Source organism: Ectopseudomonas guguanensis, from assembly GCF_900104265.1.
Lineage (GTDB): Bacteria > Pseudomonadota > Gammaproteobacteria > Pseudomonadales > Pseudomonadaceae > Aquipseudomonas > Aquipseudomonas guguanensis.
Genome location: NZ_FNJJ01000020.1, coordinates 1 through 16,634, shown reverse-complemented (window position 1 = coordinate 16,634; position 16,634 = coordinate 1). Strand labels below are relative to the sequence as shown.

At 65.3% G+C, this 16,634-nt stretch carries 14 protein-coding genes; 6 read left to right on the top strand and 8 right to left on the bottom strand.

Features of this window, described 5'->3' with window-relative positions:
* Positions 1 to 43 precede the first annotated feature (43 nt).
* The 3 genes from BLS61_RS22545 (at position 44) to BLS61_RS22535 (ending at position 2,555) form a co-directional block, all read left to right on the top strand.
* Entirely contained in the window at positions 44 to 547 is a 504-nt protein-coding gene (locus BLS61_RS22545; protein WP_090435057.1) for a hypothetical protein, read from the top strand.
* 72 nt (positions 548 to 619) lie between these two features.
* Positions 620 to 1,681, top strand: coding sequence for a PA0069 family radical SAM protein (locus tag BLS61_RS22540; protein WP_090435055.1), 1,062 nt, complete (start codon positions 620 to 622; stop codon positions 1,679 to 1,681).
* Between the two features lie 145 nt (positions 1,682 to 1,826).
* The gene (locus tag BLS61_RS22535) at positions 1,827 to 2,555 is read left to right on the top strand and encodes a carbonic anhydrase (protein WP_090435052.1); all 729 of its coding nucleotides are present in this window, start codon (positions 1,827 to 1,829) and stop codon (positions 2,553 to 2,555) included.
* A 215-nt stretch (positions 2,556 to 2,770) separates the two neighbouring features.
* On the opposite strand, the gene BLS61_RS22530 is transcribed toward BLS61_RS22535, so the two are convergent.
* From BLS61_RS22530 to BLS61_RS22515, 4 genes are all read right to left on the bottom strand, one after another.
* A complete protein-coding gene (locus tag BLS61_RS22530) occupies positions 2,771 to 3,073 on the bottom strand; it encodes a P-II family nitrogen regulator (protein ID WP_090435049.1) in 303 nt (100 codons plus the stop codon).
* Between the two features lies 1 nt (position 3,074).
* On the bottom strand, positions 3,075 to 4,016 hold the full coding sequence (locus BLS61_RS22525) for a sodium-dependent bicarbonate transport family permease (protein WP_090435047.1): 942 nt from the start codon (positions 4,014 to 4,016) through the stop codon (positions 3,075 to 3,077).
* A gap of 353 nt (positions 4,017 to 4,369) precedes the next feature.
* Positions 4,370 to 6,181, bottom strand: a complete 1,812-nt coding sequence (gene oadA / locus BLS61_RS22520; RefSeq protein ID WP_090435044.1) for a sodium-extruding oxaloacetate decarboxylase subunit alpha — start codon at positions 6,179 to 6,181, stop codon at positions 4,370 to 4,372.
* Positions 6,182 to 6,278: 97 nt separating this feature from the next.
* Positions 6,279 to 7,694, bottom strand: a complete 1,416-nt coding sequence (locus BLS61_RS22515) for an acetyl-CoA carboxylase biotin carboxylase subunit (protein ID WP_090435041.1) — start codon at positions 7,692 to 7,694, stop codon at positions 6,279 to 6,281.
* 155 nt (positions 7,695 to 7,849) lie between these two features.
* Here BLS61_RS22515 and BLS61_RS22510 point away from each other — a divergent pair, with 155 nt between their 5' ends.
* On the top strand, positions 7,850 to 8,824 hold the full coding sequence (locus tag BLS61_RS22510) for a LysR family transcriptional regulator (protein ID WP_090435038.1): 975 nt from the start codon (positions 7,850 to 7,852) through the stop codon (positions 8,822 to 8,824).
* Positions 8,825 to 8,891: 67 nt separating this feature from the next.
* Positions 8,892 to 10,079, top strand: a complete 1,188-nt coding sequence (locus BLS61_RS22505; protein WP_090435035.1) for an XdhC family protein — start codon at positions 8,892 to 8,894, stop codon at positions 10,077 to 10,079.
* Between the two features lie 356 nt (positions 10,080 to 10,435).
* Here BLS61_RS22505 and BLS61_RS22500 read toward each other — a convergent pair whose 3' ends face one another.
* From BLS61_RS22500 to hexR, 4 genes are all read right to left on the bottom strand, one after another.
* Entirely contained in the window at positions 10,436 to 12,673 is a 2,238-nt protein-coding gene (locus BLS61_RS22500) for a xanthine dehydrogenase family protein molybdopterin-binding subunit (protein ID WP_090435159.1), read from the bottom strand.
* Between the two features lie 14 nt (positions 12,674 to 12,687).
* Positions 12,688 to 13,146: a (2Fe-2S)-binding protein gene (locus tag BLS61_RS22495; protein ID WP_090435032.1), complete on the bottom strand. Its 459-nt coding sequence runs from the start codon at positions 13,144 to 13,146 to the stop codon at positions 12,688 to 12,690.
* Between the two features lie 211 nt (positions 13,147 to 13,357).
* Positions 13,358 to 13,570 carry a PA3496 family putative envelope integrity protein gene (locus BLS61_RS22490; RefSeq protein ID WP_090435030.1) on the bottom strand — a complete coding sequence of 71 codons (213 nt, stop codon included), beginning with the start codon at positions 13,568 to 13,570 and terminating at the stop codon, positions 13,358 to 13,360.
* 98 nt (positions 13,571 to 13,668) lie between these two features.
* Positions 13,669 to 14,535 carry a transcriptional regulator HexR gene (hexR, locus tag BLS61_RS22485; RefSeq protein ID WP_090435027.1) on the bottom strand — a complete coding sequence of 289 codons (867 nt, stop codon included), beginning with the start codon at positions 14,533 to 14,535 and terminating at the stop codon, positions 13,669 to 13,671.
* 331 nt (positions 14,536 to 14,866) lie between these two features.
* Between hexR and zwf the strand changes: the two genes are divergently transcribed.
* Positions 14,867 to 16,291, top strand: coding sequence for a glucose-6-phosphate dehydrogenase (zwf, locus tag BLS61_RS22480; RefSeq protein WP_244157999.1), 1,425 nt, complete (start codon positions 14,867 to 14,869; stop codon positions 16,289 to 16,291).
* Positions 16,292 to 16,634: the final 343 nt, after the last annotated feature.

The window sequence follows — 16,634 nt, the reverse complement described above, 5'->3', positions numbered from 1 at the left end:
ATGCGCTAGCGTGCGGGCATCGATCACCCTCACAAGGATGTCCATGCGCACGCTCGCACGCCTGGTCGGCGCGGCCCTGCTCGGTGCCGCGCCGCTCGCCATCGCCACCGATTTCGGCCCCTCGATCTACGCCGGGATGACCGCCCGCTTCGATACCGCGACGACGCCGCCCTACCAGAACCCGGAGTCCGAACCGCGCGTCCTGCTGCAGTCGCAGAAGGCACATGGCGCCCGCAACCACTTCTGCATGCTCGGCTACCGCTGGCCCGACGGCATGGCGTTCGCCTCCGTGCACTGGCGCGAGGGCGGCCTGATCCTGCGCTGGCATGGCGGCAGCGACTGGGCAGACGATGAATTCGAGTGGTACCTCAACAAGGCCGTCGATCTGCAGACAGGTGTGATCGACGCCGATGATCCGCAGGGCAGCACCTTCCTGGTCACCCGTCGCGACGCCAACGGCACCCTGGAAGACTGCCGCCGCCATGGCCGCCAGTACCTGATCGAGCCGTTCACGCCGCCGCCTCCACCTGTCGCAGAGGACGACTGAGCGACGCGCAGCACTGGCGCGGACCGATCAATCCATATACTGTTTATCCATACAGTATATGGAGCGTTTCCCATGGCCCTGAATCTGCCCACGCGCGGTCGCGGCACCGCCAGCAACCCGCACAACCGCTATGCGCCGACCCGCTCGGAGCAGGAAGACGACGGCTGGTATCAGGACGAAACCCCACCAAGCCGCGCCACCGAGGTGCGCAAGGAAAAGGCGAAGACGGCGATCACCCGCAACGACTCGCCGGATGTCGGCTTCGACCGCTCGGTGAACCCCTACCGTGGCTGCGAGCACGGCTGCATCTACTGCTTCGCCCGGCCCAGCCATGCCTACTGGGACATGTCGCCGGGCATCGACTTCGAGACCCGCCTGATCGCCAAGACCAACCTGGCCGAGCGCCTGGAAGAGCAGTTGCAGAAGCCGGGTTACGTACCGCAACCCATTGCCCTGGGCATCAACACCGACGCCTACCAGCCGATCGAGCGCGAACAGCGCCTGACCCGCCAGGCGCTGGAGATTTTGCTGCGCTACAAGCACCCGCTGAGCATCATCACCAAGGGCTCGCTGATCCTGCGCGACCTCGACCTGCTCAGCGAGCTGGCCAGCCACAACCTGGTCAGCGTCGCCTTCAGCCTGACCACCCTGGACGACGAGCTGAAACGCATCATGGAGCCGCGTACCGCAGCGCCGGCCGCCCGTCTGCGCGCCATGCGCACGCTGCACGAGGCCGGTGTGCCGGTGAGCGTGATGTGCGCGCCGATGATTCCGATGATCAATGACATGGAGCTCGAAGCCCTGCTCGAAGCCGCAGCCGATGCCGGCGCGCGCTCGGCCGGCTACGTGCTGCTGCGCCTGCCGCTGGAGATCGCCGAGCTGTTCGAGCAGTGGCTGCAGGTGCATTTCCCCGAGCGCGCCGCCCATGTCATGAGCCTGATCCGCCAGAGCCGCGGCGGCAAGAACTACGACAGCCGCTTCGGCAGCCGCATGCGCGGCGAGGGCCAGTTCGCCGAGCTGCTCGCGCAACGCTTTCGCCTGGCACGGCGCAAGCTCGGCCTGGACCGCCGCGACAGCGTCACGCTCGACTGCTCGCAGTTCTGCCCGCCCGGCGCGCAACTGAGCCTGCTGTGAACCTGTGCCACGACAGTCCTCACCCTGCACCTGGAACAACCCGCCGGTTGTCGCTCGGCCTGCCGAAGGTGACACTTGCGTGTGACTCCTCCCCGGCAGCGGCTGTCGTTCTAGCAGCGTCTTTCAGATAACAGAGGTTCAGGGCATGCCTTACAAACATCAGGTGATTCCGCTTCAGGCCCACGAGGGCAACGAAACCGCCGACCAGGCGCTGCAGAGCATCGTCGATGGTTTCAAACGCTTTCGTCATGAGGTGTTCCCGCAGCAGGAAGAACTGTTCAAGAAGCTCGCCACCGCCCAGAACCCGCGCGCCATGTTCATCACCTGCGCCGACTCGCGCGTGGTGCCCGAGCTGATCACCCAGAGTTCGCCGGGCGACCTGTTCGTCAACCGCAACGTCGGCAACGTGGTGCCGGCCTACGGGCAGATGATGGGCGGCGTCTCCACCGCCATCGAATACGCGGTGATGGCCCTGGGCGTGCAGCACATCGTCATCTGCGGCCACTCCGACTGTGGCGCGATGAAGGCGGTACTCAACCCGGCATCACTGGAAACCATGCCCACGGTCAAGGCCTGGCTGCGCCATGCCGAGGTCGCTCGTACCGTGGTGGCGGAGAACTGCAACTGCGGCAGTGACCAGGAAGCGCTGGCCGTGCTGACCGAGGAGAACGTGGTGGCCCAGCTCGACCACCTGCGCACCCACCCTTCGGTGGCGGCCAAGCTGGCGCGCGGCCAGCTGTTCATCCATGGCTGGGTGTATGACATCGAAACCAGCCAGATCAAGGCCTATGACGCCGAGCTGGGCAGCTTCCTGCCGCTCGATGGTGACAAGGTGCCGATGGCCACCCCCCGCGCGCGCTATCCGCAGAGCTGAAGGCGACCGTGAGCCGTAAGGTGCGCCGTGCGCACCGAGCCTCACCCGGTCGCGGCTAAAGCCCCTCCCACAAAACGCGCCGTGACCGTGGGGGGCTTTCGGCTCGGGCATCCTGCCTCGCTCTACCTCCTGCATCCATGCGGTCGTAGCCGCGACGCTCTTATCCTAAAGCGTCTCCGTAGCCGGTGCGCACAACGCACCCTACGAGCCGCCGCTCAGAACCTCTCCCCACGCAGCACTTCCACCTGCGCCAGGTAGCAGACCATGGCGAAGTGGTCGTAGTAGCGCACCTGCAGATGCTCGGCGATGCGCTCGGCCAGCTCGCGGTTGCAGATGATTTCCAGGCGGATGTTGCCCTCGGTGTCCCAGCCGGCGCTGCGCACGCCGCGGTGCCCGCGGCCACGGGCATCGGATATGGTCCAGCCGGGTGCGCCGAGCGTTTCCAGATCGGCCAGCAGGCGCTTCTCCAGCGCCGCCTCGCAGATCACGGTGAGCAGGGTGCGGCTATGTGCGTTCATCTCAGAACCCCCAGGCGATCAGTCGTTCGGCCAGCGCCAGGTACAGCGGAATACCGATCAGGATATTGAATGGAAAGGTGATGCCCAGCGAGGCCGTGAGCGACAGCGACGGATTGGCCTCGGGCAGGGCCAGGCGCATGGCCGCCGGCACCGCGATATAGGAAGCCGAGGCCGCCAGGGTGGCGAGCATCGCCGTACCGCCCAGGCTCAGGCCCATGAAGCGCGCCAGCAAGGCGCCGATCAGCGCACCGAGCAGCGGCATCAGCAGGGCGAAGCCGGCCAGGCGCAGGCCGAACTGCTTCAGCGCACCGAGCTGACCGGACGCGATCAGTCCCATCTCCAGCAGGAAGAACGCCAGCACCGGCTTGAACATGCTGGTGTACAGCGGCTCCAGCGGCTTGATCGCCTCCTTGCCGGCGATGGCGCCGATCACCAGGCCGCCGAGCAGCAGCATGATGCTCTTGCCGAGAAAGATTTCGCGGCCCAGCTCGCCCCAGTGGGTGTCGCGGGTAATGCCCTTGGCCAGGACAATGCCCACCAGGATCGCCGGAATCTCCAGAATGGCCACGAACAAGGGCATGTAGCTCTCGAAGGCCACCTCGCGCGCCACCAGGTAGGCGACCACCACGGCGAAGGTACCGGCACTGACCGAGCCGTAGTGCGCCGCCACCGCAGCCGCATTGATGCGGTCGAAGCGCAGCCCGCGCAACAGGACGAACGCCAGGATCGGCAGCAGCACGCCGAGCGCCAGCACCAGGGCCGATTGGCCGAGCAGCTGCAGGCTGGCCTGCTCGGCCAGCTCCACGCCACCATGCAGGCCGATGGCCAGAAGAAGGATGATCGACAGCGTCTCGTACAATGCCGCCGGCAGCTTCAGCTCACTCCTGAGCAAGCCGGCGACCAGGCCGAAGACGAAGAACAGCACCACCGGATCCAGACCCACCTCAGCTCCTCCCCCAACATCTCGGGGTGCGTTGCGCGCACCCGCTACCCTATTCACCACCCATCTCGGTGCACAGGGCGCACCCTACCCGGACGGCCACATGCACGCAAAGGAAAAGGCCATGCCCCGGCGGGGCGGTGCTGATCACCCTGCCTTGCCTCGCCACTGGCGAGGCATCGGGGCATGACCGGAAAGCTTAGCCGGCATGCCCGGCCTGGCCACCTGGCGGCCACTCAAAAAAAGGGAGCCTTGCGGCCCCCGGGACATAAGTGCGCCTTAGCGCGGAATAAAAAAAGGAGCCCGGGTTACGCCCCGTCAAACTTGCCCATCCAACAGGCCGGGCTCCGTAGAGGTTAACCTTCGATTTCCACCAGCACTTCGCCCGGATTGACGCGGTCGCCCTTGGCCACGTGAACGGCCTTGACGGTGCCGGCAATCGGCGCCTGCACTTCGGTCTCCATCTTCATCGCTTCGGTGATCAGCACGGCCTGGCCGGCCTTGACCACATCACCTTGCTTGACCAGCACATCGACGATGTTGCCCGGCATGGTGGTGGACACGTCGCCCGGTGCCCCGGCCTGCTTGCGCTTGCCACCGCTGCCTGCGACGAATTCGTTGAGCGGCTCGAACACCACTTCTTCCGGCATGCCGTCGATGGACAGGTAGAAGTGGCGCTTGCCGTCGCCCTTGACGCCCACGCCGGTGATGTCCACGCGGTAGCTTTCGCCATGCACGTCGACCACGAACTCGGTTGGCACGCCTTCGCCACCGACCGGCGCCGCCTTGCCCTGGCCGTTGGGCATGGGCAGCAGTGCTTCCGGCTTGAGGGTGCCGGCGGCGCGCTCCTCGAGGAACTTGCGCCCGATGTCGGGGAACATGGCAAAAGTCAGCACGTCCTCTTCGGACTTGGCCAGGCTGCCGATCTCTTCACGCAGGCGCGCCAGCTCGGGCTTGAGCAGGTCGGCCGGGCGCACGTCGATCACTTCCTCGCTGCCGATGGCCTGCTTGCGCAGTTGCTCGTCGACCTTGCCCGGCGCCTTGCCGTAGCGGCCCTGCAGATACAGCTTCACCTCGTTGGTGATGGTCTTGTAGCGCTCGCCAGCGAGCACGTTGAAGAACGCCTGGGTGCCGACGATCTGCGAGGTCGGCGTCACCAGCGGCGGGAAGCCGAGGTCGGCACGCACGCGCGGAATCTCCTCCAGCACTTCGTTCATGCGGTTCAGCGCGCCCTGCTCCTTGAGCTGGTTGGCCAGGTTGGAAATCATCCCGCCCGGCACCTGGTTGACCTGCACGCGGGTATCCACGCCGGTGAACTCGCTCTCGAACTGGTGGTACTTCTTGCGCACGGCATGGAAGTACATGCCGATTTCCTGAATCAGTTCCAGGTCCAGGCCGGTGTCGTATTCGCTGCCCTTGAGCGCGGCGACCATCGACTCGGTGCCGGGGTGGCTGGTACCCCAGGCCAGGCTGGAAATGGCGGTGTCGATATGGTCTGCACCGGCTTCGATGGCCTTGAGCTGGCACATCGAGCCGAGACCGGCGGTGTCATGGCTGTGGATGAACACCGGCAGATCGATCGCGCTCTTCAGCGCCTTGACCAGCGCGAAGGTGGCATAGGGCGTGAGCAAACCGGCCATGTCCTTGATGGCGATGGAGTCGATGCCCATCGCCTGCATGGCCTTGGCCTGCTCGACGAAGGCGTCGATGGTGTGCACCGGGCTGGTGGTGTAGGCGATGGTGCCCTGAGCATGCTTGCCGGCGGCCTTGACCGCCTCGATGGCCACGCGCAGGTTACGCACGTCGTTCATCGCGTCGAAGATGCGGAACACGTCGATGCCGTTGACCGCGGCCTTGGCGACGAAGGCGCGCACCACGTCATCGCTGTAGTGGCGGTAGCCGAGCAGGTTCTGCCCGCGCAGGAGCATCTGCAGGCGGGTGTTGGGCAGCGCGGCCTTGAGCTGGCGCAGGCGCTCCCAGGGGTCTTCCTTGAGAAAGCGCACGCAGGCATCGAAGGTGGCGCCACCCCAGACTTCCAGCGACCAGTAGCCGACGCGGTCGAGCTTGTCGCAGATCGGCAGCATGTCCTCGGTGCGCATGCGGGTGGCCAGCAGCGACTGGTGGGCATCGCGCAGGACGGTATCGGTAACGGTGATCTTCTTGCTCATCAGATTCTCCTTCAGAGCTACAGGCCTCAGGCTTCAGGCTGCAGGCAAGGCACCTTGGCGCTTGCCTGTAGCTTGGGGCCTGTAGCCCGCAGCCGCTTTATAGTCCCGCGTGGGCAGCGATGGCGGTGGCGATGGCGATGGCCAGGTGCGACGGGTTGCGCTTGATCGAGTACTGGGTCAGTTCCGGGTGGCTTTCGACGAAGCTGGTATTGAACTGGCCGCTACGAAATTCCGGATTGCGCAGGATTTCCTGGTAATAGGGTGCGGTGGTGCGCACGCCCTGCACGCGCATGTCGTCCAGCGCGCGCAGGCCGCGGTCCATCGCCTCTTCCCAGGTCAGCGCCCAGACGATCAGCTTCAGGCACATCGAGTCGTAATAGGGCGGAATGGTGTAGCCGGTGTAGATCGCCGTGTCGGTGCGCACGCCAGGGCCGCCGGGCGCGTAGTAACGGGTGATCTTGCCGAACGAGGGCAGAAAGTTGTTCTTCGGGTCCTCGGCGTTGATGCGGAACTGCAGGGCATAACCACGGTGGATGATGTCTTCCTGCTTGACCGACAGCGGCAGGCCGCTGGCGATGCGAATCTGCTCGCGGACGATGTCGATGCCAGTGATTTCCTCGGTGATGGTGTGCTCCACCTGCACCCGGGTGTTCATCTCCATGAAGTACACCTCGCCGCCGGCGAGCAGGAACTCCACGGTACCGGCGTTCTCGTAGCCCACGGCCTGCGCCGCGCGCACGGCCAGGTCGCCGATATAGGCGCGCTGCTCGGGGGTCAGCTGCGGGCTGGGGGCGATCTCGATCAGCTTCTGGTTGCGGCGCTGGATCGAGCAGTCACGCTCGTACAGGTGAACGGTGTTGCCGAAGCTGTCGGCGAGGATCTGGGCCTCTATGTGCTTCGGATTGACGATGCATTTTTCCAAGAAGACTTCCGCGCTGCCGAAAGCCTTGGTCGCTTCGGAGATGACGCGCGGATAGGCCTGCTCCAGCTCCTCGCGGCTGTTGCAGCGACGAATGCCGCGGCCGCCACCACCGGAGGTGGCCTTGAGCATCACCGGGTAACCGATGCGCTCGGCTTCACGCAGGGCCTCGGCCAGGTCGGCGACGTTGCCTTCGGTGCCGGGGGTGCAGGGCACGCCGGCGGCCATCATGCTGCGGCGGGCTTCGGTCTTGTCGCCCATGCGGCGGATGACTTCGGCGCTCGGGCCTATGAACTTGATCCCGCGTTCGGCGCAGATCTCTGCCAGTTCGGCGTTCTCGGAAAGGAAACCGTAGCCGGGGTGCAGCGCATCGCAGCCGGTTTCCACCGCCAGATTGACCAGCTTGCGCGGGTTCAGGTAGCCGGCCAGCGGGTCTTCGCCAATGCTATGCGCCTCGTCGGCACGCTTGACGTGCAACGCATGGCGGTCGGCTTCGGAATAGATGGCCACCGAGCGGATGCCCATTTCGGCACAGGCCCGCACGATGCGGACAGCAATCTCACCACGGTTGGCGATCAGTATTTTTCTTATCACGATCCAATCCTCAGCACAGCGCTGCAAGGTTCGCTGCAACACTTGGTTGCAAAACGTGGTGAAACCCTATCCGGCTATACGAATTAACCAAAATGAATAATTATTTGATCGTGCATAAGTAATTACTTATGCATTGATCGAACGAGGACGAAAACATGCGTAAAACCCTGCTGCGCATGACCTTGCGCCAGCTTCAGGTGTTCCGAGCGGTGTGCGAGCACGGCTCCTACAGCCGCGCGGCTGACGAAATGGCGCTGACCCAGCCGGCCGTGAGCCTGCAGATTCGCCAACTGGAGGAGCTGGTCGGCCAGCCGCTGTTCGAGTACGTCGGCAAGAAGCTCTACCTGACCGAAGCCGCCGAGGCGCTGCGCCGCGCCAGCAGCGATATCTTCGGTCGCCTGGAAAGCCTGGACATGCAGCTGTCGGACCTGCAGGGCTCGCTGCAGGGGCAGCTCAACCTGTGCGTCGAATCCAGCGCCAAGTATTTCGTACCCCACCTTTTCGCCGATTTTCGCCGTCATTACCCGGAAGTCAGCCTCAACCTCACGGTGGTCAACCACGCCCTGGTGGTGCGCCGCCTGACCCTCAGCCGCGACGATCTGATGATCATGAGCCAGGTGCCGCAGGACATGGCGCTGGACTTCATGCCCTTTCTCGACAACCCCATCGTGGCCGTCGCGCCGCCGGATCATCCGTTGTGCGAAGCCGGCGACCTGCACCTGCAGGATCTCACCGCCTACCCCCTGCTGATTCGCGAAAGCGGCTCGGGCACGCGTCGTGCCTGCGAGGAGTACTGCCACCAGAAACGCGCGCACTTCCCCCATACGCTGGAGATCGGCTCGCTGGAATCGCAGCGCGAAGCGGTGCTGGCCGGCCTCGGCATCGCCCTGCTGCCACGCCACGCCGTGCGCCTGGAACTGCAGCACGGCCTGCTGCGCGAGCTGCCGGTGGCCGAACTGCCGCTGCAGCGCAGCTGGTGTGTGGTGAATATCCGCGGCCGGCGCCTGTCGCCGGTGGCGCAGGCCTTCGTCGACTTCATTCGTACCGAGCGCGCGCACATCGTCAAACTGGCCGAGCGCTTTCAGGCCGCCAGCGCAGGATCGGGCAATAATCTCGCAGGATCGGCCTAACCCTTGCTCACCGAGATAAGGGAAATTGCATTCTGGGATCGTCACAAAACCTGCCTGGGAGAAACCTATGCTGTCGGGAATCAGCGCCCTGCTCGAGGCCCTTCGCGCGCTGGAACGCGACAATGGCCAGGCCGTGCTAGCCACCGTGGTCAAGGTCGAAGGCTCGGCCTACCGCCGCCCCGGCGCGCGTATGCTGATTCCACTCTACGGCGCCACCGTGGGCACCATCAGCGGCGGCTGCCTGGAATCGGAAGTGGCGAAAAAGGCCTGGTGGCTGACCGACAGTGGCGAGCCGGTGATTCGCCGCTACAGCACCGCCACCCAGGACGACGATGACGACCAGGACGCTGCACTCACCTTCGGCCTCGGCTGCAACGGCACCGTGCACGTGCTGCTCGAACGCCACAGCGCGGATAGGCCACTGGCGGTGCTCGAGTTGCTGCGCCAGGTGCGCGAAAGCGGCCAGGCCGGCGCGGTGGCCACGGTGATCGGCAGCTATCGCAACGCCCGCGTGCGCGTCGGTGATCGCCTGTCCCTGCATCCCTCGCTCGGTGACGGTGGCCGCCTGCTCGATGCGGCACTCGACGCCGAGGTGCGCGCCGATCTGCAGCGCACCCTGAGCGACGGCCACTCCTCGCTGCGCAGCTACCGTGATGAGCGCGGCGAGATCGAGGTGTTCTGCGAATACCTGGCGCCGCAGCGACGTCTGGTGATCTTCGGCGCCGGGCATGATGCCCAGCCGCTGACGCATATGGCCAAACTGCTGGACTGGCACGTCACCGTGATCGACGGCCGCGCCCATTTCGCCCGCGCCGAACGCTTTCCCGACGCCGACGCCGTGCTTCAGGTCGATGCGCGACCGCCCTATGACCTGCACACACTCACCGATGGCGCGATGGTGGCGATCATGACCCACAGCTACAGCCAGGATCGCCACTGGCTTGGCAGCGTGCTGCAGGGCTCGCCCGCCTATATCGGCCAGTTGGGGCCACGCGATCGTACCGAGCGACTACTGGACGAGATCCGCCAGCACAGCCCGCACTTGCCGGCACTGGGGCGCCTGCACTACCCCATCGGCCTGGATATCGGCGGCGATACGCCGGAAAGCGTGGCCACGGCGATCCTCGCCGAGATGACCGCAGCGATAAACCAGCGCACAGGCGGCATGCTCAAGCACCGCCAGGCGGCGATCCACACGCCAACGGCGCAGGATTGCAGCGAGATCGAGCCCGAGAGTAGACGTACCGCCTCCTGATAAAAGCCCCGGATTGCATCCGGGCTACAGACCTGAAGGGTGGGCCGGGCGGTGATCCCTTTAGTCCACGCCGACCACAATTGGTGGGCTAAAGCCCACCCTACGGCCTGCAGTTCAATTGCATCCACTCAACCGCCGGACTCAGCCTGGTAGGGTGGGCTTCAGCCCACCATGGCTGCCGGGCCGACGCGGAGCGCCGCCCCCCACGAGCTGAGTCTGATCCACCTGCAGGAGCAAAAGGCGGGCCCCGCTTGATTCGCGTTACCACCGTAACCCAGATGCAATCCGGGAAAATAGCCGCCATAAACAGGAACGCCCGGGATCATCCCGGGCGTTCCTGTTTCCACTATCAGGCGTCAGACCTTGATCTGCGCCGGGAACGGCAACTTGCGCAGGCGCACGCCGGTGGCGGCGAACAGCGCATTGGCCAGCGCCGGTGCCAGCGGCGGCACGCCAGGCTCACCGACGCCGGTCGGGTTCGCCGCGGACGGCACGATATGCACCTCGACCCTGGGCATCTCGTTCATGCGCAGCACCTGAAAGTCATGGAAGTTCGATTGCTCGACCCGCCCTTCCTTCAGGGTGATCGCACTGTGCCTGGCAGCCGCCAGGGCGAAGCCGATGCCGCCTTCCATCTGCGCGCGGATCACATCCGGGTTGATGGCGATGCCACAGTCCACGGCGCACACCACACGATCCAGACGGTAGCTGCCATCGGCCTTCACCGTGACCTCGGCGACCTGCGCCACGAACGAGCCGAACGACTCGTGCACGGCAATACCACGCCCGCGCTTCTCACCCTCGGCGCCGGCAGCCAGCGGCTTGTCCCAGCCAGCCTCCTTGGCAGCCAGCTCCAGCGCAGCGCGGTGGCGCGGATGGCTTTCCAGCAGCGCATGACGGAAAGCGTAAGGGTCCTGGCCCGCGGCCACGGCAGCCTCGTCGATCATGGTTTCGGCCACATAGCCGGTGTGGGTATGGCCTACCGAGCGCCACCAGAGCACCGGCACCTTGATATTGGTCGGCGTGCTCAGTTCCACCTGCAGGTTGGGCACCGCATAGGACAGGTTGGAGATGCCCTCGACCGAGGTGTGGTCGATGCCCTCCTTGACCAGAAACGGCTCCATCGAGGTGCCGGCGATGATCGACTGGCCGACGATGCGGTTGTGCCAGGCCTGCAGCTTGCCGGCCTGGTCCAGGCCGATGCGCACGCGATGCAGATACGCCGGCCGGAAGTAACCGCCACGGGTATCGTCCTCGCGCGTCCAGACCATCTTCACCGGCGCATCGACGCCCTTGTCGCGCGCGGCCTTGGCGATGGCCACCGCCTCCAGCAGGTAGTCGGACACCGAGCTGGCGCGACGGCCGAAGCTGCCGCCGGCGTAAAGCTGGGTCAGCGACACCTGCTCAGGCGCCAGGCCCAGGTAGCCACCGATGATGGCCTGGTCGACGGTCTGGAACTGCTCGCCGTTCCAGATTTCACAGCGGTCACTGGACAGCTTGACCAGGCAGTTCATCGGCTCCATCGCCGCATGGGCCAGGTAGGGGAATTCGTACTCGGCCTCGACGGTTTTCGCCGCCTGCGCCAGTGCCGCCTCGGCATCGCCCTTGCTCGTGGCGGGCAGGCCCGGCTGACCAGCGCTGTCGCGGTACTGGGCGAACATCTCCTCGCTGCCGAGGGTGAAGGCCTGGCTCTCGTCCCACTCGATCACCAGCGCGTCACGGCCCTGGCGCGCGGCCCAGGTGTTGTTCGCCAGCACGGCGACGCCCGCGCGGCCATGCGGCAGGTCGCGAAACTCCACCACCTCGACCACGTCGCGCACCGCCTTGGCCTTGCTGCTGTCCACCTTGCGCGGCACGCCGCCAAAACGCGGCGGGTAGGCGACCATGGCCACCAGCATGCCCGGCAGCTTGTAATCCTGGGTGAACAGGGCGCTGCCGTCGGTCTTGTCCGCACTGTCCTTGCGCCGCAGGTCGCGCTTGCCGATCAGCTTGAAGTCCTTGGGATCCTTGAGCTGCACCTGCTCCGGTACCGGCAGTTGCGCAGCGGCCTCGACCAGCTCACCGAAACCGGCGCTGCGGCCGGAGGCGGCATGGCTGACCACGCCCTGGCTGACGCTGATCTCGCTGGCCGGCACACCCCAGCGCTGCGCTGCCGCGGCCACCAGCATGGCCTTGGCGGTGGCGCCGGCGTTACGCATCTGCTCCCAGGAGTTGGCCATGGCGGTGCTGCCGCCGGTGCCCTGCATCGGCCCGAAGGCGAGGTTGTTGTAGCGCTTGACGTCGGCCGGCGCGCCTTCGACGCGCACCTGGTCCCAGTCGGCATCCAGCTCTTCGGCCAGCAGCGTGGCCAGGCCGGTGTAGCTGCCCTGGCCCATCTCCAGGTGTTTGGCCAGCACGGTCACCGTGCCGTCGAGGTCGATGCGCACGAAGGCGTTCGGCTCCAGTGGGCCACCTGCCGCCAGTGCATCCATGCCGCGCAGCAGCGGCGCGAAGAAGATGCCCAGGGCCAGGCCGCCGACGCCCTTGAGCAGGCTGCGGCGGCTGACGTTGAGGATGCCGCGAGTGACACCATCGGGGGTTTCGATCTTGCCCATGTTCATGCGCCTCCTCAGGCCAGCTTGCCGGCAGCGTCGTGAATGGCGGCGCGAATCCGCACATAGGTGGCGCAGCGGCAGATGTTGCCGCTCATGGCCGCGTCGATATCGGCGTCGCTCGGCGCCTTGTTGCCGCTGAGCAGCGCCGTGGCGGCCATGATCTGCCCGGACTGGCAGTAGCCGCACTGCACCACGTCGAGCTGGCGCCAGGCCTCCTGGACCACCTTGCCCACGGCGTCCTCGCCGACCGCCTCGATGGTGGTGATGCGCTTGCCGGCCACAGCCGATACCGGGGTGATGCAGGAACGGGTCGGCTGGCCGTCGACGTTCACCGTACAGGCGCCGCACAGCGCCATGCCACAGCCGTACTTGGTGCCGGTGAGGTTGGCCACGTCACGCAGGACCCAGAGCAGCGGCATATCGCCCGCCACGTCCAGTTCATGGTCCTGGCCGTTGAGATTCAGGGTAATCATGGTCTGCCCACCTTGTTCTGATGGTGTCTGATGGTTCCGGCATGGCGTGCCGGCAGTCACGGTCAGCCCCGTACAGAGGGTGCCGGATCATCACTGTAGTGGGCGTAAAACTGGATGTCGCCGCCTGCCGCCGAGATCGGCAGAACCGGGCAATAAGTTCGTAGAATCGGGCAAGCCCACCGCCCTGCCCAGGCAGGGCGGTGAGAGAGAGTCAGGCGGCGCGGCGCGAGGAGCGCTCGGCGTGCTGCAAGTAGCCGGCAGACACCAGCTCGGGGAAATCGGCCAGTTCGCGTTGCAGCTGGCACTGCTCGGCGTAGTGCTCGATGGCCCGGCGGTAGGCCATGCGGCGTTGGTCTTGCAGTTTGCGCCGGGTCTTGGCGTCAGGTTGGTCGTGCAGTTGCGCGTCATCGAAGATACGAGGCATCTCGGTTCTCCCGGAACGAGGACTGGAGAACCCAGCTTCGTCCTGGGAGATGACGCTTTGACGGCGAGAAGATGAACAGGCGGTGAAACCGCCTGCACTCAATCCTCACTATTGCGCAGCGACTTGGGCGACAGGCGCAGGCTACGCAGGCTGCGCTTGACGCTCTTGAGGTGGTTGACCAGGCTCGGCCCGCGCGCCATGGCCACGCCCATGGCCAGCACGTCGATCACCACCAGGTGGGCGATGCGCGAGGTCAGCGGAGTGTAGATCTCGGTGTCTTCCTGCACGTCGATGGCCAGGTTGACCGTGGCCAGCTCGGCCAGGGGGGTCTGGCTCGGGCACAGGGTAATCAGGTTGGCACCGGACTCACGCACCAGGTTGGCGGTGATCAAAAGGTCCTTGGAGCGCCCGGACTGCGAGATGCACACCGCCACATCGCCCGGCTGCAGGGTCACCGCGCTCATCGCCTGCATGTGCGGGTCGGAATAGGCCGCAGCATTGAGCAGCAGGCGGAAGAACTTGTGCTGGGCATCGGCGGCCACGGCACCGGATGCACCGAAACCGTAGAACTCCACGCGCTGGGCCTTGGAGCAGGCGGCGATGGCGCGCTGCAACGCCTCGGGGTCGAGCTTCTCGCGCACCTCCATCAGGGTATGCAGGGTGGTGTCGAAGATCTTCAGGCTGAAGTCGGCGACCGAGTCGTCCTCGTGAATGGCGAACTGGCCGAAGCTGGCACCGGCGGCCAGGCTCTGCGCCAGCTTCAGCTTGAGGTCCTGGAAACCACTGCAACCGATGGCGCGGCAGAAGCGCACGATGGTCGGCTCGCTGATACCGACGCTGTGCGCCAGCTCGGCCATGGAGCTGTGCATCACCGATGCGGGATCGAGCAGGACATGATCGGCCACCTTGAGCTCGGACTTGCGCAGCAGGTGGCGCGACTGGGCGATGTGTTGCAACAGGTTCACTGAGATAGGCTCTATGCGGAAAAGGGTCTACCGCGGCACTTGGCCGATCATGGCTCGGTTATGATCGGTGGGCGGCGGTTGTAGTGACCTTGTAGTTATACTACATAGCTCGCGCCCACGCACAGCCGGGCGGCTGCCAATTAGCTGAACGAATATTTCAGAGAGCGCAGACGCGCCGCAGAATACAGGCATTCTTTGCAGCGGTTTTGCCACGGCCCGAAGGGCTGTGCGAAAAATCGCCGAACGAAGGTCGGGCACTGGTCGAACAGTGCCCGATGTGTAACGGTCCGCCAAAACGAGTCGGAGTGTTCCCTTGAGTATTCCCTGCGACATGCTGGTCTTCGGTGGCACGGGCGATCTGGCCCTGCACAAGTTGCTGCCGGCGCTTTATCACCTGCACCGCGAAGGTCGCCTGCATGCCGACATGCGCATCCTCGCCCTGGCTCGCAGCAACCACAGCCGCGAGTCCTACCAGGCGCTGGCCGAGCGTCACTGCCGCGCACAGGTGGCGCGCGCCGACTTCTCCACCGACACCTGGGCCAGCTTCGCCGCACGCCTCGACTACCTCGCCATGGATGCCGCACAAAGCGCCGACTTCGGCCGTCTGGCCAAGCGCCTGGGGCGTGACGAGCAACGCGTGCGGGTCTATTACCTGGCCACCGCGCCGAGCCTGTTCGAAGACATCGCCGCCCACCTGGCCAATGCCGGCCTGGCCGGCCCGGCGGCGCGCATCGTGCTGGAAAAGCCCATCGGCCACTCGCTGGAGTCGGCGCGGGCAATCAATGCCGCCATCGGTGCGGTGTTCGACGAGGCGCGGGTATTCCGTATCGACCATTACCTGGGCAAGGAAACCGTACAGAACCTGATGGCGCTGCGCTTCGCCAACGCCCTGTTCGAGCCGGTATGGCGCGCCGGGCACATCGACCACGTGCAGATCAGCGTGTGCGAGACCCTCGGCGTTGAAAACCGCGGCGCCTACTACGACAAGGCCGGCGCCATGCGCGACATGATCCAGAACCACCTGCTGCAGTTGCTCTGCCTGGTGGCCATGGAAGCGCCGGTGCGCTTCGACGCCGAAGCGGTGCGCAACGAGAAGGTGAAGATCCTCGAAGCGCTCAAGCCGATCAGCGGCCTCGACGTGCAGGACAAGACCGTGCGCGGCCAGTACACCGCCGGCAAGATCGGCGGCCACGATGTGCCGGCCTACTATTTCGAGAAGAACGTCGACAACGACAGCGACACCGAAACCTTCGTCGCGGTGCAGGTGGAGATCGACAACTGGCGCTGGGCCGGCGTGCCGTTCTACCTGCGCACCGGCAAGCGCCTGGCGAAGAAGACCTCGGAGATCCTCATCCAGTTCAAGCCGGTGCCGCACCGCCTGTTCCATGAGGGCGAGGCCAACCAGCTGCTGATCCGCCTGCAGCCCGAGGAGCGCATCAGCCTGCAGTTGATGGCCAAGAATCCCGGCAAGGGCATGCACCTCAAACCCGTCGAGCTGGACCTCAACCTCGCCGCTGCCTTCCACCAGCAACGCCGCTGGGACGCCTACGAGCGGCTGCTGCTGGACGTGATCGAAGGCGACTCGACGCTGTTCATGCGCCGCGACGAAGTGGAGGCCGCCTGGCAGTGGGTCGACCCCATCCTGCAGGGCTGGCACCAGCACTACCAGAGCCCGCGCCCCTACCCGGCCGGCAGTGACGGCCCGGAGCAGCTGCAGCACCTGCTGGAGCGCCACGGCCGGCACTGGGCCGAGTGAGCGTTCTGGCAACTTCTTGCACAGCAAAATGTGGATAAGCCTGTGGATATATCGCTACAGGCCAAGCACTCAAAGGCCTGCATGACACTGCGCAAAAACTTGCACAGCACTGCGCAACTTTTTGCGCAACAATCTGTGCGACACCGCTCAATATGACCACGAGTGATTTGATGGTCACTTCAACTTATTGATCTTGTTGAAATTTTAATACCTGGCACGCCGCTCGCTATAGGTCTGGCTCCCGGATCGATCACGATCCATGACCCAGGCAAGGAGAGCACTCATGCCAACACCCGCGTATCTGTCCCTCGAAGGCACCAAACAAGGTCTGATCACCGCTGGC

What these genes read in the sequence shown, in the direction of transcription:
- BLS61_RS22545 (WP_090435057.1), top strand. Translation starts at nt 44, where the DNA reads ATGCGCACGCTCGCACGCCTGGTCGGCGCGGCCCTGCTCGGTGCCGCG.
- BLS61_RS22540 (WP_090435055.1), top strand. Translation starts at nt 620, where the DNA reads ATGGCCCTGAATCTGCCCACGCGCGGTCGCGGCACCGCCAGCAACCCG.
- BLS61_RS22535 (WP_090435052.1), top strand. Translation starts at nt 1,827, where the DNA reads ATGCCTTACAAACATCAGGTGATTCCGCTTCAGGCCCACGAGGGCAAC.
- BLS61_RS22530 (WP_090435049.1), bottom strand. Translation starts at nt 3,073, where the DNA reads ATGAACGCACATAGCCGCACCCTGCTCACCGTGATCTGCGAGGCGGCG.
- oadA (WP_090435044.1), bottom strand. Translation starts at nt 6,181, where the DNA reads ATGAGCAAGAAGATCACCGTTACCGATACCGTCCTGCGCGATGCCCAC.
- BLS61_RS22510 (WP_090435038.1), top strand. Translation starts at nt 7,850, where the DNA reads ATGCGTAAAACCCTGCTGCGCATGACCTTGCGCCAGCTTCAGGTGTTC.
- BLS61_RS22505 (WP_090435035.1), top strand. Translation starts at nt 8,892, where the DNA reads ATGCTGTCGGGAATCAGCGCCCTGCTCGAGGCCCTTCGCGCGCTGGAA.
- BLS61_RS22500 (WP_090435159.1), bottom strand. Translation starts at nt 12,673, where the DNA reads ATGGGCAAGATCGAAACCCCCGATGGTGTCACTCGCGGCATCCTCAAC.
- BLS61_RS22495 (WP_090435032.1), bottom strand. Translation starts at nt 13,146, where the DNA reads ATGATTACCCTGAATCTCAACGGCCAGGACCATGAACTGGACGTGGCG.
- BLS61_RS22490 (WP_090435030.1), bottom strand. Translation starts at nt 13,570, where the DNA reads ATGCCTCGTATCTTCGATGACGCGCAACTGCACGACCAACCTGACGCC.
- zwf (WP_244157999.1), top strand. Translation starts at nt 14,867, where the DNA reads ATGCTGGTCTTCGGTGGCACGGGCGATCTGGCCCTGCACAAGTTGCTG.